Origin of the sequence: Brevundimonas sp., assembly GCF_019636155.1 — a bacterium.
In the GTDB taxonomy this organism is placed as follows: Bacteria; Pseudomonadota; Alphaproteobacteria; order Caulobacterales; family Caulobacteraceae; genus Brevundimonas.
On record NZ_JAHBYB010000007.1, the window covers coordinates 19,272 to 34,452 of the forward strand.

The 15,181-nt window shown below is 66.9% G+C and carries 15 protein-coding genes and 1 riboswitch; of the genes, 9 read left to right on the plus strand and 6 right to left on the minus strand.

What is annotated here, in order from left to right; genetic code table 11:
* Positions 1–98: 98 nt before the first annotated feature.
* From KF910_RS09175 to gcvT, 5 genes are all read right to left on the minus strand, one after another.
* The gene (locus KF910_RS09175) at positions 99–563 is read right to left on the minus strand and encodes a DUF6789 family protein (RefSeq protein ID WP_323805627.1); all 465 of its coding nucleotides are present in this window, start codon (positions 561–563) and stop codon (positions 99–101) included.
* A gap of 122 nt (positions 564–685) precedes the next feature.
* Positions 686–2,254: an aminomethyl-transferring glycine dehydrogenase subunit GcvPB gene (gene gcvPB / locus KF910_RS09180; RefSeq protein WP_416354694.1), complete on the minus strand. Its 1,569-nt coding sequence runs from the start codon at positions 2,252–2,254 to the stop codon at positions 686–688.
* Positions 2,255–2,441: 187 nt separating this feature from the next.
* Complete coding sequence (gene gcvPA, locus KF910_RS09185; protein ID WP_292260942.1) at positions 2,442–3,788, minus strand: aminomethyl-transferring glycine dehydrogenase subunit GcvPA; 1,347 nt, start codon at positions 3,786–3,788, stop codon at positions 2,442–2,444.
* A 129-nt stretch (positions 3,789–3,917) separates the two neighbouring features.
* On the minus strand, positions 3,918–4,283 hold the full coding sequence (gcvH, locus tag KF910_RS09190) for a glycine cleavage system protein GcvH (RefSeq protein ID WP_292260945.1): 366 nt from the start codon (positions 4,281–4,283) through the stop codon (positions 3,918–3,920).
* Positions 4,284–4,295: 12 nt separating this feature from the next.
* Positions 4,296–5,411 (minus strand): glycine cleavage system aminomethyltransferase GcvT, encoded by a 1,116-nt coding sequence (gene gcvT, locus KF910_RS09195; RefSeq protein WP_292260948.1) that lies wholly within the window; start codon positions 5,409–5,411, stop codon positions 4,296–4,298.
* Positions 5,412–5,548: 137 nt separating this feature from the next.
* Positions 5,549–5,644, minus strand: a riboswitch (glycine riboswitch).
* Between the two features lie 145 nt (positions 5,645–5,789).
* Between gcvT and KF910_RS09200 the strand changes: the two genes are divergently transcribed.
* From KF910_RS09200 to KF910_RS09240, 9 genes are all read left to right on the plus strand, one after another.
* Positions 5,790–5,978 carry a hypothetical protein gene (locus KF910_RS09200; protein ID WP_292260951.1) on the plus strand — a complete coding sequence of 63 codons (189 nt, stop codon included), beginning with the start codon at positions 5,790–5,792 and terminating at the stop codon, positions 5,976–5,978.
* A complete protein-coding gene (locus KF910_RS09205; protein WP_292260953.1) occupies positions 5,975–6,244 on the plus strand; it encodes a hypothetical protein in 270 nt (89 codons plus the stop codon). The genes KF910_RS09200 and KF910_RS09205 overlap by 4 nt, the downstream gene beginning before the upstream one ends.
* Before the next feature lie 33 nt (positions 6,245–6,277).
* A complete protein-coding gene (locus KF910_RS09210; protein WP_292260956.1) occupies positions 6,278–6,490 on the plus strand; it encodes a hypothetical protein in 213 nt (70 codons plus the stop codon).
* 140 nt (positions 6,491–6,630) lie between these two features.
* On the plus strand, positions 6,631–7,650 hold the full coding sequence (locus KF910_RS09215) for a beta/gamma crystallin-related protein (protein WP_292260958.1): 1,020 nt from the start codon (positions 6,631–6,633) through the stop codon (positions 7,648–7,650).
* A gap of 64 nt (positions 7,651–7,714) precedes the next feature.
* Positions 7,715–8,284, plus strand: coding sequence for a hypothetical protein (locus KF910_RS09220; protein WP_292260961.1), 570 nt, complete (start codon positions 7,715–7,717; stop codon positions 8,282–8,284).
* Between the two features lie 134 nt (positions 8,285–8,418).
* Positions 8,419–10,968 carry a hypothetical protein gene (locus KF910_RS09225; RefSeq protein WP_292260963.1) on the plus strand — a complete coding sequence of 850 codons (2,550 nt, stop codon included), beginning with the start codon at positions 8,419–8,421 and terminating at the stop codon, positions 10,966–10,968.
* A gap of 65 nt (positions 10,969–11,033) precedes the next feature.
* Complete coding sequence (locus KF910_RS09230) at positions 11,034–11,570, plus strand: hypothetical protein (protein ID WP_292260966.1); 537 nt, start codon at positions 11,034–11,036, stop codon at positions 11,568–11,570.
* A gap of 55 nt (positions 11,571–11,625) precedes the next feature.
* Positions 11,626–12,138, plus strand: a complete 513-nt coding sequence (locus tag KF910_RS09235) for a hypothetical protein (RefSeq protein WP_292260969.1) — start codon at positions 11,626–11,628, stop codon at positions 12,136–12,138.
* A gap of 74 nt (positions 12,139–12,212) precedes the next feature.
* Complete coding sequence (locus KF910_RS09240) at positions 12,213–12,809, plus strand: ECF-type sigma factor (RefSeq protein WP_292260972.1); 597 nt, start codon at positions 12,213–12,215, stop codon at positions 12,807–12,809.
* Here KF910_RS09240 and KF910_RS09245 read toward each other — a convergent pair.
* The gene (locus KF910_RS09245; protein ID WP_292260975.1) at positions 12,784–15,168 is read right to left on the minus strand and encodes a serine/threonine-protein kinase; all 2,385 of its coding nucleotides are present in this window, start codon (positions 15,166–15,168) and stop codon (positions 12,784–12,786) included. The genes KF910_RS09240 and KF910_RS09245 overlap by 26 nt on opposite strands.
* Positions 15,169–15,181: the final 13 nt, after the last annotated feature.

Sequence of the window (15,181 nt, forward strand, 5' to 3'; positions counted from 1 at the left end):
GGTCGAGAAGGCGCGAGCCTTCTGATCGCGGCCCAGTGAAACGCTTCAAGGCCCCTGTCCCGCGACAGGGGCCTTTGTCGTTCAGGCCGGCGCCGGTCTCAGTGCGCCGGGGCGACGCCCGCCGGGGCCTCGACACGCCGGTCGCGCGCCACCAGCCGGGCATAGACATTGCCCAGGACGATGCCGAACACCGCATGGGTGGCGACCAGCCAGCCGATGGTGCCGAAACTGCGTCCGAAGACCCCGCCATCGCCCAGCAGGACCAGGCCGATCATCAGCACCACGAAGGCGCCGACCGCGAAGACGATGCCCTTGGTTTCAGGCGTGTCCGTCGGCAGGCGTGGGCACAGGATGCCGAACAGCGGCCCCAGGACGAAGATCCCCGCGACCATGTGCAACACCCATCCGACCGCCAGATTGCCCGGCAGTCCGACCAGATTGGCCAGGATCAGGGGAAAGGGCGCAAACCACTTCAGCGCCAGTATGTTCACGGCCTCCAGGGCCGCGATAGCCAGGGTGGCGGCCAAACCGGCGACCAATCCCTTTTGTACGCGTGACATCATGACCGATAGCGCCTCCCAACGCCTGCTCGTTCCCGACTTACGCAGGGATCAGCATACGCCGGTTTGCGCCCGCGCCGTTCACATTGCCGTGCGCGGGCCGCAGAGGCCGATTGAGGGGCCGGTCAGGCGGCGGCGTTGGACCCTTCCGGAGCCGTCCAGCGCAGGACAGGCTGGCGGGCGGCGCGGGTCTCGTCCAGGCGGCGCAGGGGGGCGTGGAAGGGCGCGCCCTTGAAGCGGTCGGCGTCACCGGCCTTCGCCGCCGTCGCCAGGGCGCGCATGGCGTCGATGAAGCGGTCCAGTTCGGCCTTGGACTCGGTCTCGGTCGGCTCGATCAGCATGGCCCCGTGCACGACCAGGGGGAAATACATGGTCATGGGGTGGAAGCCCTCGTCGATCATCGCCTTGGCGAAGTCCAGGGTGGTGATGTCCGTGCCCTTCAGCCATTCGTCGTCGAACAGGGCCTCGTGCATGCAGGGGCCGTCGGGGAAGGCCGGGCTCATCAGGTCCTGCAGCCGGGCCTTGATGTAGTTGGCGTTCAGCACCGCATCCTCGGCCACTTGGCGCAGGCCGTCCGAGCCATGGCTCATCATGTAAGACAGGGCGCGGACATACATGCCCATCTGGCCCTGGAAGGCGCACAGCCGGCCGAGGGCCTGGGCCGCCTCGTCTTCCTCGCGCTCGACCAGCTTGAAGCCTTCACCATCGGCCACGATCCAGGGGGCCGGGGCGAAGGGGGCAAGCGCTTCGGACAGCACCACCGGACCCGCGCCCGGCCCGCCGCCGCCGTGGGGCGTCGAGAAGGTCTTGTGCAGGTTGATGTGCATGGCGTCGACGCCCAGGTCGCCGGGCCGCACCCGGCCGACGATGGCGTTGAAATTGGCCCCGTCGCAATAGAAATAGGCCCCCGCCTCGTGCGTCAGGCGGCTGATTTCCAGGATGTCGCGCTCGAACAGGCCGCAGGTGTTGGGGTTGGTCACCATGATGGCGGCCACGTCCGGCCCCAGCTTGGCCGCCAGATCGGCCACGTCCACACGGCCGTCGTCGGTCTGGGCCACCTCGACCACCGAATAGCCGACGAAGGCGGCCGTGGCCGGGTTGGTGCCGTGGGCGCTGGTCGGGACCAGAACCTTGCGGCGCTGCTCATGCTCGCCCTTGGCCTCGTGGGCCGCGCGGATGGCCATCAGGCCGCACAGTTCGCCATGGGCGCCGGCCTTGGGCGACAACGCGACGGCGGGCATGCCGGTCAGGGTTGTCAGCCAGTGGGCCAGGCTGTCCATCAGGGCCAGGGCGCCCTGCACCGTCGACTGGGGCTGCAGCGGGTGGATGTCCGAGAAGCCGGGCAGGCGGGCCATCTTCTCGTTCAGGCGCGGGTTGTGCTTCATCGTGCACGAGCCCAGCGGATAGATGGCCAGGTCGATGGCGTGGTTCTTCTGGCTCAGCCGCACATAGTGGCGCATGGCTTCCGGCTCCGACAGGCCGGGCAGGCCAATCGGATCGCGCCGCACCAGGTCACCCAGATCCGAGCCGTCGCCGGCGGGCGCGGGCAGGTCGACGCCCGTCACGTCCCAGCGGCCGACCTCGAAGATCAGGGCCTCGTCCTGCAACAAGCCGCGCGCGCCGGTCAGGGTGGCGGGTTTGGTCTCAACCGCATTGGGCGTGGTCGGACGGCCGACGGTGTTCATGGTGCTCATGCGGAGGCTCCGCTGCAGAGCCCTTCCCCCTTGATGGGGGAAGGGTTGGGATGGGGGTGAAACCGGCTGACGAGAGTGGCGCGGACGAAACGGCAGTGCGTGTTTCGCCTGTAGAGGGCCGTTGGACAGGGTGTCACCCCAATCCCCGGCCCTTCCCCCATCCGCCGACGGGAAGGGAGGAGAGCGGTCATCGCACCAGCGCCTTCTTCAGGGCATCGGCCAGGGCGTCGATATCGCCATCCGTCGTCGTCTCGGTGGCGGCGACCAGCAGCACGTCGTCCAGGCCCGCCTCAGGCGCCAGGCGGCTATAGGGCACGCCCGCCAGGATCCGCTGCTGGGCCAGGCGTTCGACCACCTCGGCGGCGTTCTTGGACAGGCGCACCGCGAACTCGTTGAAGAGGCGCGGGGTCAGGATTTCGACGCCGGGAATGGCCGCCAGGGCGTCGCGCGTCGCCACGGCCTTTTCGTGGTTCAGCAGGGCCAGGCGGCGCAGGCCTGTCTCGCCCAGCAGGCTCATGTGGATGCTGAAGGCCAGGGTGCACAGCCCGGAATTGGTGCAGATGTTCGAGGTCGCCTTGTCCCGGCGGATATGCTGTTCGCGTGTCGACAGGGTCAGAACGAAGCCGCGCCGCCCCTCGGCGTCCACCGTCTCGCCGCAGTAACGGCCGGGCGTCTGGCGCAGCAGTTTCTCGCGCGTGGCGAACAGGCCCACATAGGGGCCGCCGAAATTCAGGGCGTTGCCGATCGACTGGCCCTCGGCCGCCACGATGTCGGCGCCCATTTCGCCGGGCGACTTCAGCAGGCCCATCGACACCGCCTCGGTCACCACCACGATCAGCAGGGCGCCCGCCGCCTGGGCCGCCTCGGCGATCTTCGTCACGTCCGTGGCCGTGCCGAAGACGTTCGGCGTCTGCACCACCACGCAGGCCGTGTCCGGCCCGATAGCGGCGATCACGGCGTCCTCGGCGTCGATGGCGGGGGGCAGGGCCTGGGTCTGAACGCCGACGGCGTGGACCACCGTCTCGGTGGCGCGGACATAGTGGGGATGCACCCCGCCCGAGATGACGGCCTTGTTCCGGCGCGTCACCCGCGTGGCCATCAGCACGCCTTCGGCCATGGCGGTCGAGCCGTCATAGAGGCTGGCGTTGGCGACCTGCATCCCGGTCAGGTTCGCCACCTGGGTCTGGAACTCATACAGATACTGCAGCGTCCCCTGGGCGATTTCCGGCTGATAGGGGGTGTAGCTGGTCAGGAACTCCGAGCGCTGGATGATGTGGTCCACCGTCGCCGGCACATGGTGACGATAGGCCCCGGCCCCGCAGAAGAAGGGAACCGATCCGGCCGCGACGTTCTTGCCCGCCAGGGCGCCCAGGGCCCGCTCGACCTCAAGCTCGCCCGCCACGCGCGGCAGATCGACCAGGCCCTCGCGCCGCGCGCCTTGCGGCACGTCCACGAACAGATCGTCGATGGATTTGGCCCCGATGGCCGCCAGCATGGCGGCGCGGTCGTCGGGCGTCAGGGGGAGGTAGCGCATGGTTCGGTTCCTAGCCCTTCTCCCAGGGGGAGAAGGGTTGGGATGAGGGGTTACGATGTGTGGGGGTTTGTGTGGACCTTGCGGCAGCCGAACCCCTCACCCTGCCCTCTCCCTATGGGAGAGGGGTCTTCAGAGCGTCGTCAGATACTGGTCGTAGGCGGCGCGATCCATCAGGGCTTCCAGCTGGCTAGCGTCCGAGACCTTGATCTTGCCGAACCAGCCTTCGCCTTCGGGGTCGGCGTTGACGGTTTCCGGGGCGCCCGACAGGGCGTCATTGGCCTCGACCACCTCGCCCGAGACGGGGGCGTAGACGTCGGAGGCGGCCTTGACGCTCTCGACCACGGCGAAGCCGTCGCCCTTGCCCACGGTCTTGCCGACCTGCGGCGCCTCGACGAACACCACATCGCCCAGGGCGTCGGCGGCGTGTTTGGTGATGCCGATGGTGGCGACGTCGCCGTCCAGGCGAACCCACTCGTGATCCTTGGTGAATTTCATGGCTGACCCCTCTCAGACTTTCGGTTTGCGATAGTAACGCGACGCGACGAACGGCATGGCCACGACCTCGGCGGCGGCGGCGCGGCCGCGCACGATGACCTGAAGCGCGGTCCCCAACTCGGCGAAGGCTGGCGGGACATAGCCCATGGCGATGTTCTTACCCAGGGTCGGCGACGGCCCGCCCGAGGTGACCACGCCGATGACCGCGCCGTCCGCATCGGCGATCTCGGCGCCTTCGCGGGCCGGGGCGCCTTCCTTGACGATCAGGCCGACGCGCACGCGGGCCGGACCGTCGGCCAGTTGGGCGTTGATCGTGGCGGCGCCGGGGAAGTCGGCGCGTTCCTTGCGCGCCTTGGACAGGGCGAAGGTCAGGGCCGCCTCGACCGGACTGGTTCCGGCGTCGATGTCGTGGCCATGCAGCGGCAGGCCGGCTTCTAGGCGCAGACTGTCGCGCGCGCCAAGGCCGATCGGCTTGACCCGCGCGTCCTGCAACAGGGTGCTCCACACCCGCTCGGCGTCGGCGGCCGGGACCGAAATCTCGTACCCGTCCTCGCCGGTGTAGCCCGAGCGCGAGACGTAGCAATCGACGCCGAACAGCATCAGCCGGGCCGAATCCATGAAGCCCATCTCGGCCAGGGCTGGCTCGTGCGCCGCCATCACCTCGGCCGCCTCGGGCCCCTGAATGGCCAGCAGGGCGCGGTCGGCCAGGATCTCCAGCCTGGCGTCGCCGGCCAGTTTCGCCTGGATATGGGCGAAGTCGGCGTCCTTGTTGCCAGCGTTGACCACGACATAAAGGCCCGTGTGGTCCGGCTTTCCGGCCATCAGGTCGTCCATGATGCCGCCGGCGTCGTTCAGCAGCAGGCTGTATTTCTGCTTGCCGTCCTTCAGGATCGCATAGTCGCCGGGGACCAGGGCCTCGAAGGCGGCCACGGCGTCGGCGCCGACAATGCGCGCCTGGCCCATGTGCGACACGTCGAACAGGCCGGCGTGTTCGCGCGTCCAGCGGTGTTCGGCCAGCACGCCCTCATACTGGACCGGCATGTCATAGCCGCCGAAGCCGACCATGCGGGCGCCAAGCGCGCGGTGCGCGGCGTTCAGGGGAGTGGTCTTCAGCTGTTCGTCGGACATCTGGGCCTCGCGGTCGCCTGTTCGGGCGGTTTCCCGCCGGTGAAGCGCCCCCGCTGTCCTGAAGCCTGAGAGATTCCGGCGCCCGTGAAAGCGCCTTGCTCCGTCGGCGAACCCGGCCGGGTTCTTTCCAGCGTCCGTGCGCCCTCGCGGTCCTTTTGCCTGAGCGTTTCCGGGGCGGTTGCGCCTTCGGCTCCGGGTCCGAAGCGTGGCCCGGTCTCTCCCGCGAGAGCGGTTGAGCTAAGGGCCTGACTCACGGGTCGGAGTCAAGCGAGGCTGCGAACCTGGTAGTGCCCTAGTTTGAATCTGGGTCATGAGTCCCTTTGCATGCAAGGGATCGAGCGGCTGACACAGTTCCTGTGACCACACAGGAGCAACGTAATGCGTCACCGCATCCATACCATAACGTCCCCTATCGGTTGGCCCAAGCTGAGCGTTCACCAGCAATGGTCGGATGGCCGCGCCTTCTACGTCGGGATCATCGACGGAAGCCAGTGCGTGTCGGCGCCCAGCCGTGAGGCAGCGGTCAGCGCGTTGCTGCGCCGCGCCATTCACCGGGTGCTGCAATGACCGGGTCGATGCACCAAGGCGGCGTCGAACATGTCTGGTTTCGACTCGGTGGGGCGCTTTTTGAGGTCGTCGCAATTCCCGCAGGCGCTGCGGGGATCGAGGGCTCGCCGATGCGCGCGCGCTTCCTTGGGCTGAAGGACGGGATGGCGGTCGCAACGGGCTCGGCGAAAGCTGATGTCGTGGCGATGCTGTTGCAACCATCGGCCCAATACCGCCGGCAGGCCCAGGATACGTCGCCGAACCCTATGGCGGGCGCGGCCTGCTGAGACCAGAATTCAACCATCTGTCAGGAGCAACCGATGACTCGGCAGGGCAAGAACCCCGCGTCACCGCTACAGACCGGACCATCCACCCTGCCTCCCACGGAGGCGGAGCAACCGGCCGCGCCCAACCGTCAACCGACGAACGGAGACACCACCAGCCCCGCGCCCCTGTCCGATGAGGACAGGGAGATCGAGGAACTGGTCGAGAAGATGATCGCCAATCGCCGCCGTCGCATGAAACGCCGCTAGACCTTCGGCGAACAAGGCGGGCCGCCGGCTCCGGTTAGGTCGTCCCGATGCTTTCCATGTCGATCTTGCATCGACGATGTCCGGCCTGAGCGCTGGATCACGTTCTTGTCCGTGGGGGCTCCCTGGACAGGATACGGAACATGAAACGAACAGCAGCAGGCATCGGCGCGATCACGATCGCGGTTCTGACGCCGACCATCGTGGCGGCCCAGAACGGACCGGCGCTCCGGCTGTATGCCGAGACGGGCTTCGCGGGGGATTCTCATCGTGTCGACCGGGGCGTCGAGAACCTGAACACGGTGCGGTTCGGCGACCGGGCGCGCAGCATGATCGCCGAGGGGCGCTGGGAGGTCTGCCTGGATGCAGGCTATCGGGGCGGCTGCCGGGTGGTTCAGGGCCGGGTCAGCGACATGGGCGACTGGAACGCGAGGGTCTCGTCGGTCCGATACCTGGGGCCGGCCGACTGGGGCGCTGGTGGGGACGCGGGCGGAATTCAGGCCAATGGCGCGGGCGTAGGAGGCGGGCCTTCGGCGGGCGGTGTCGGCCAGTCGTACGACGGCCCGACCTACCGCGTGGACTATCGGCCCGACATGATCGGCGGGATCTATGAGACCGACTTCGGGCGGTTGGTCCTGCATCGTTACGACCGAGCCGGCGCCGCCGGGCACTATGTCGGAAATGATAACGACGGGTCGGGTGCAGGCACGTTTGAAGCGCGTGTCGATCCGGCGGACCACCAAGCGGACGGCTATGACACCGTCGAGGGCTACTGGTTCCAGCAAACAGCCGCTCAGCGGTGCGATAGCGCGCGTAACGGCACCTACTACTGGGGTCGGCTTCAGTTTAACTTTCCTCGCGAAAGCAATGATTTCCTGGGTTTTTACGGCCATTGCGAGGGCACGCCACTGGACCGCTGGAACGGAACCTACGTCGGCCGCGATACCACTATCGAAGCTGCCGTGAACGCGCAATTGGCCGGTCAACCGGGCGGACAGGCCGCCGTCCGAGGCGGACAGCCCGGCGAGGCGCCTCCCGGTCCCGTAGGTGCACAAGGCCGACCGTTGCCGGGCGTGGTCGATCGGGCGGCGCAGACTGCGGCTGATGAGGCGGAGCGGCGTGTCCATGACCGCATCCGCGAAGGCGTCGGCCGGTTGTTTTGATGGGATCGCCTAATGCTGCGGCTTCGCGCCGCCCTGGTTCAAGTTCGGAAGAAAGGATTGAACCATGAGATACAAATTCGTCGTGCTGGTTGCCGTGGCCCCTTTGCTTCTCGTTGGCGCCTGTAGCCGAGAGGGCGCCGCCGGACAGCAAGAGGGGGCGCCTGAAGCTGCTTCATCCTCGCCGACAGTCGAGGGTGAGGCGCCGCCGCCGGGACACCGCTACCGCCTCGACTACCGCCCCGAGATGATCGGCCGGGTCTACGACACCGACTTCGGTCAAATGATCATCGACCGCTACGACACCGAAGGCGCCGCGGGTCGTTATTCAGGGCAGGAGACCGATGGGGCCGGTGCCGGAACCTTCGACGGCGTGGTCCAGCCTGCCGACGACCCCGTGGCCGGACACGATCGGCTTGAGGGTTTCTGGTACGCTCCAACAGGCGCGCAGCCGTGCGACGAGCCCCGGAACGGAACCCGCTTCTGGGGACGGATCCAGTTCAATTTCGCACGCGACAGCAACGACTTCATCGGCTTCTACGGCCATTGCGAAGGCGCGCCCCTCGACCGCTGGAACGGCGCCTTCGTACGCCGTGACCCGGTCATCGCGGCCGCCGTCGTCGCCCAGATGCCCTAAAGAGAGACAGCCTCGTGACTCAACTATCACGCCGGGCGCTTCTGGCTACTGCCGCAGCCTACGTCGCCAGTCGGCCCGAACAGGCAAGCGCGGCTCAGGATCCGGAAACGGCCCTCGCTGGGCTGATGGCGACCTTGGCTGGACTGACCTGGAATCGCAGAACAGCCGATGAGATATGGAATCGTCGCGGCGGGGCCTGGTTCGAGGTTATCGACTTTGTCGACATGCAGTACGAAGGCAAGGTCAGGCCCCATCCTGTCCCCGCGAGCGCTACTGCGGCCGAAAGGAACTCTCGCGGCGTCCAACTGACCTACGAGCAACTGGCTGACGCCAAACAGGCGCTGAACACGGCGGCTGTCTACTTCCAGAAGCTGGGAATGGCGGCGCCCAAACTGCCGATCGCCGACGGAAAGTTCTACGTCTTCGTGCTCAGCAACATGGAGCATGCGGCCGGGGCCACCGGCCTGGCCCTTGCCGCCGATCCCGTCGAAGGCGCAACACCCGCCGGCGCCGCGATCGTCCCCGAAGGGACGCACCTGATGCTGAACTCGCTGGAGTATTTCGCGCCGTATGCGGATCATCCATTTTCCAGCAAGATCACGATCGCCCATGAGATGGTCCACGCGATCGACCAATATATGGTGATCACAGACGGGCCGAAGGATGGCATCCTCGAGGGTGTCAACAAATGGTGGTCGGAAGGCAGCACAGATTCAGCGCCGCAGTACGCCTTTCAAACGCTGGGCTATGTTCCGGAGAACACGCTCAAACACGGCGCGCGGAGCCACACCAAGAACATCGGCGCACGGCCCTATGACTACCCGCTGACGCTGAAAGGTGTTCCACGGCGGATGCCGGTTTGGGTCAGTGCAGGGCTGCCGACTCCCGCAGATGCGGCGGACGCGGCCGAGGCCGCTGACGACTTTTGGAACTACAACGCTACCTATTTCACGTCCAGTTTCTGGCGCTTCCTCTACAAGGAAGAAGCGCCGGTCAAACTTGACGGAGGCGGCACACGACCCGGTGCATTCGAGCTGTTTCCCGTCCTGCGAACGATTCAGATCGTGGGGACGCACATCAACAAGGCCCGAGCCAACTCCGAGTGGGTCGATACGGGCATCCCCGCCCTGGACGACTTTCTGCGGGACCACCACCCCACATGGGGCGCGACGGGGCTGCATCGCGCCTTCCCGGCCTTCATCGCCCACTTCGTCGAGTGGCCCGATCAGGTGGTCAAGAGCCGGTCTGGCTATCTGGCCCATCAGAAGTGGCTCGACTGTTTGTTCATGGACGGCGTCGACAAACATGAGCTGACACCCAACAAGGACATTACCGTCGATCTGACAATCCTGCCGCTGGCGGCCAAGGCGATCCGGTTCGAGACGCCGCCAGTGTTCAGCGTCGCGGGCGATGAATATGCGCCGGTCACCATCAGCGTTTCGGTTCTGGACGGCAGCGGTCAATCCAACCCCATCGACAACATCCATGTCGGCTTGCGCGGCCAATGCCTGGCCAACGGACACTCCCAGCCCGGGCGCCACGGCAGGGTTCGTCGTTGGAGCAGCGTAAAGGCCACGCCGTTGAACCGAAGCAAGGTCAATAACGAGACCGTGTTGTCCTTTATCAATGTTGCGCCCGACCCATCGACCACCAGACCGGTGCGAATCCGCGTCACGGTCAGCCTTCAAGTCGCCAGTTCGACGGGCCAGCCCAGCTATCATCCGCCGCCGGTGGAAAGGGCGGAGGGGCCCCCGGTCCATGTCCCGCCGTCGGTCGCGCCGAGAGGACCGGAGCAACTGCCCATTGTGCCGGTGGAGATTGGTTCGGAAAAGACAACTCTGGTCCTGATCAAGAACGCCGATGTCGTCCGCATGGTGAACGACTCGCTCGACACGGCGAGCTTGATGGCGGTCTCGCGGGAGAATGAGGATGGTGAGCAGGCCGCGATCGGAGCCGCAGGCAGACCGGTTCTCGGTGGTCCCCGCACCGCAGAGATGGGTCAGGCGATGATGCGGTCATTGCGCGTTGAACTGGCTATGCCGACCTTGGCGCTGGATCATATAGGCCCGGTCGCAGGCGCCGAGGTCGCGGCCGAATGGTACGAGCCCGCCTATGTCGCTCTGGCGCAATACGGGGTCTCGCCCGGCGTCCGAGTCGAAACCGACGCGGTCCAGGTCACCATCACGTCCAGGAACGAAGGCGCTGTGATGGGCAGTTTCTCGGCCGACTTCAGCCGAGGCAGCCAGAATGTCGATGCGATCTTCCGGGGGCGGATCGAAGGCCAGTTCTGCATGGGGATCGTCCACGACGAACCGGCGGGCGACAAGCAGGCGCCGGAGGATCCGTCGGCCATGCTGCCCACCGACTTTTTCATCGGTCTGGCGCGCGCCGGTATGAGCACCGGGGACATTGCCGACGCCCTGCGCGATGCCGTGGCCGATATGCGGCGTGATGAAGGGCAGGACGAGCCGCCTTCCCGTAGCGAGGGCGGCAGTCCCGGCGTGTCGACAGGGGCGACCGGAACCTGCACCATCACGCGTGGCGAGTTTGACGCCTGGTTCCAGGAAACCTACGGACAGGTCTCCGGGCTCTCTTCGGCGCAACGGTCCGAGATTCGGGGCCAACTGCTGGAGAACTGGACCTTCACCGAACAGATGATCTGCAACATCATGGGGCGATCCTGATGTTGGAGAGATCAAGGAAGGCTGAGACGACGCCCGTCTCAGCGCACTCTGGACGTACCGGGAAGATGAGCCGGGCCCTCGTGGCCGTTGCGTTCCTGTTGATGGCGGCGGGCGGCTGTTCGGCCCAGGACTCCAGCGTGTCCGGGCAGGACACCGCCCCATTCCAGGTTGCCGTCGATCCCGACCCCGATCCAGGCATGGGCGAGGACGCTGCGGCCCTGACCCCGGCAGGGCCGCTACAGGGCAACTGGCGCGTGACCCGCCCGAACGATCCGTCGGACGCAGCCATCATGCTGGTCCATGCGATCCACGATAGGCCGCTGATCGAGGGCAGCTATGTCCTCTATCAGCCGTTCTGCGGCATCGACCTGCCGCCGGTGCAAGCGGGGGCCGAGACGTGCGAGTTCGACGGCGTGTCGGCGGACATCAGGGGCGAGGTGATCGACACCCTGGCGACACTTATCTTCGCTCCCGGCGCCGACGGGCAGGATCACCGACTGGTGTTCAAAATCGAGCCTGCCGCCGGCCCGCTGAACGGGACCTACTTCGCGCCCGGCGAGACCGAAGGGGTGCCTGTAATTCTGACCCGGGCGCCTGACTAACCTCCGGCCAGAAACCCTTTTCCGAGTTCAACCAGTTCCGCGTCGAGAGAAAGACATGACCCTGAAACCTTTTGGACCCGCCTTGGTCACACTTGCCTCCCTGGTCCTGCTTGCAGGCTGTGGCCAACCGTCCGGGACTATGGATGGCGATGCCGCGCCGTCGTCGCCGAGCGCGGCCGAGGCTGCTGCATCGGGCATTGCCGAAACCCTCGGGTCCGCAGCCGCTGGTCGTCCTATCCCCCGTGACGGCCTGCCCGACTATGTCGAAACGCGAGAGGGTGGGCGATACCTGACCGGCATGAGGTTCAGCAACGACCAGCGCGCGGGCGGCATGGTGATGTATAGCGCGCCGGGGCCGCTCGCCGATGTGGTGGCCTTTCACCGCGCTTCGCTCGAACGGCACGGCATGACGGTCACGGAGGCCACGGTTCACCCCGTGCGTGACTATATCGAAACCCGGTTCGAGGGCAGGACCGCGGACGGAAGGTCCAGCCTGTCGATCAACATCATCGACAAGTCTGAACCCGATATGATCGTGCAGCTCAACTATGCGGACGAGAAGGGCTGATCGAAAGCCCTGCTGGCGCGACAGCCCATTCCCCGTAATATGCTTCAGGCTGCTGCGAGGCTTGGGGTGACGACATGAGTGCGGTTCCGATCGAGACGTCTTATGCCATCGCACCGGAACCCGTGCGGGGCGCCGCCGATCGTCTCGCCTCTGAACTGTGGGGCGAACTGCGCAAGATCGCCAAGCGCGAGCGATTTCGGGTCAAGGCCGGCGAGACGCTGCGGACCACCGCTCTGATCAGCGAGGCCTGGCTCAGGCTGCGCCGTAGCGAGGACTGGCTGGACGACGGCCATTTCCTCCATGCCGCCGCCCTGGCCATGCGTCATGTGCTGGTCGATCACGCCCGCGCCCGCCTGGCCGCCAAACGGGGAAACGGCAAGGTCGATGCGCTGACCGACGACATCGAACCCTTCTGGGAAAGCGATGCGCGGCTGGTCGAGCTGGACGAGGCCCTGGGGCGGCTTTCGCGGCTGAATCCCCGCCTGGCGCAGGTGATCGAGTTCCGTTTCTTCGCGGGCTACAGCGACGAGCAGACCGCCAGGGTCATGGGAGTCACGGACCGCACGGTCCGACGCGACTGGGTCAAGGCGCGAGCCTGGCTGTTTCGCGAACTGAACGGCGACGACAGCGCGTTGAACGCAAGGTTCAGCGAAGCCGGTATTCCGTCCTGATCTGATTGATCGCCCTGATCTGCGACGCGCCGGCCGGTCCCAGCGCGGTCAGAACGGCTTCCGCTTCATCCAGCAACCTCCCGGCTTCGACACGGCGCCCCTGGGCGGCGCGCACCCGGCCCAGAGAGATCGCCACGATGGCCGATGCGGGATGTGCGGCGCCCAGTTCGGCCCGGACCTCGGCCAGGCCCTGCTCGCTGAGCCGCGCCGCCTGGTCGAGAGCGCCCGACTTCAGTTGCGCCTCGCTGAGTCCCGCCAGGGCCGATGCATAATGCAGGCTGCCCACGCCCGCATGTTCCCGCGCCATGGCGACGGCCTCTTGCAGCAGGGGGACCGCCTCCCTGGGCCGGTCGAGCAGCAGCAGCGTCTTGCCATAGTTGCTGATCAGGGCCGCCGTCGCCGCAGAGGCTCCATACATCCGCCGCCGAACCTCCACCGCCTGGGCGAACAGCGGCTCCGCCCGATCCGGGCGACCCGACAGCACCTCAAGCGCCGCCAGATTGTTCAGGGTGTTCAGGGCGTCCGGCCCCTGCGAGAGACCGGTGGCCTCCCACACGCCCAACGCCGAGCGGAACATCGGAATCGCCTCGTCGTTCCGCCCCGCCGCCGCCAGCATGACGCCCAGGTCGTTATAGTGGGCGCCGGTGTCCCGATGGTTGACCCCGCTGATGGCGAGGCGGGCGGGCAGGTTGGCCTGCAACAGGGCGACGGCCTCCTCGACCTTGCCCTGGTCGCGTAGCAATCGGGCCTCTCCCAGGCGGCTGTCGACCAACTGGGACCGCCAGCGTTCGGGATCGGCTGCCCAGAACCTCTGGGCCTGGGCCAGGAAGCGGGCGGCGGCGTCCGGATCAGACTGCCTCAGCTTCACCTGGGCCAGGTCATACGCGGCCGAGGCCACGATGGCGGGATCGACGCCCCGCGCCGTCATCAGACGGGTCAAAAGCGGCTCGGCGGCCTCGTAGTCGTTCAGATAGAAGTAGAGTTCGCCGAGCGACCGGACGACTGGTCCGCCCCTGGCCGGGTCCGCCTCGAACTGCGCCAGGACCTGGGCGGCGGCGTTGTCGAGAATCTGCTCGGCGTTCGGATCGGCGCCGCCGGTTTCGGCGGCGTTGCGCAGCATGAAATAGAGATACTGCTGAACCGCTTCCATCCGCGCCTGTTCGCGCAGGGCGGCGTCGCGCTCGCGCTCGGCCCGCTGGGCCTGATCGAGCGCCAGCCCCAGGCCACCGGTCAGACTGAGCATGACCGCCGCCGCCGCCGCGATGGGCCAGCGACGGCGGCGCACGAAACGTCTCATCGCATAGCCCCGCTCGCCCGCCCGCGCCGCCACAGGCCTGCCTTCGAGCGCGTCCCGCAGATCGGCGGCGAAAGCGTCGACGGTCGCGTATCGGGCGGCCGGTTCCTTGCGAAGGGCCTTGGCGAGGATGGCGTCGAGGTCGTGGATCAGGGCCTTCTGTCCGAACCCCGCTGTAACCTGAGAGGCCAACCGGGGCGGAACCTCATCGGCGACCTTTCGCACCGCCAGAGCGATCGGCTCCCCATCCACCCTGATCGGGGCGCGGCCGCTCAGCAGTTCATACAGGGTCGCGGCCAGGCCATAGACGTCGGTCATCACCGTCGCGGCGGCGCCTTCCAGCAGTTCCGGCGCCGCATACTCGATCGAGACGGGCGTTTCGGTCCATGCGCCGACAGCAGGCGCCAGAAGGCGCGCGACGCCGAAATCAATCAGCCGCGCGCGTCCATCCTCAGTCACCAGGATGTTGGACGGCTTGATGTCCCGGTGGACGATCAGCTTTGCGTTCGCATGGGCCGTGGCCTCACAGGTCTCCAGGATCAGCGCGACCTTGCGCCGGATGTCTGCTCCGTTTCGAGCCGCCCAGATGTCGATGGGCGCCCCATCGACATACTCCAGCACCATGAAGGGGCGTCCGTCGGCGCTGAGTCCCCCATCGAGAAGGCGCGCGACGCCCGGGTGCTCCAACTCCGCCAGAATCTGTCGCTCGGCCTGAAACCGGCTCCAATAGGCGGTCGGAAGGGGACGCATCAGCTTCAGCGCCGCCTGCTGGCGGTATTCGCCGTCGGCCCGTTCGACCAGATAGACCTCGCCCATGCCGCCGACGCCAAGGGGAGCGGTGATGCGCCAGGCGCCGAAGCGCGCGCCGGATTCGAACTCCGTCACAGGCGACGCCGGGGGAATGGTCAAAAAGTCTGAGGACGTCTCGGCGGCCGCCAGCAGGGACAGGGCTTCTCGTTCCAGCGCGGGATCATCGCCCAGCCGGTTCCGCACGAGGGCGTCGCGTTCGACCGGTTCGACGTCCAGCGCTTCATCCAGAACGGCTTCGATCCTGGCCCAATCCATCCTGGCCCCCAAG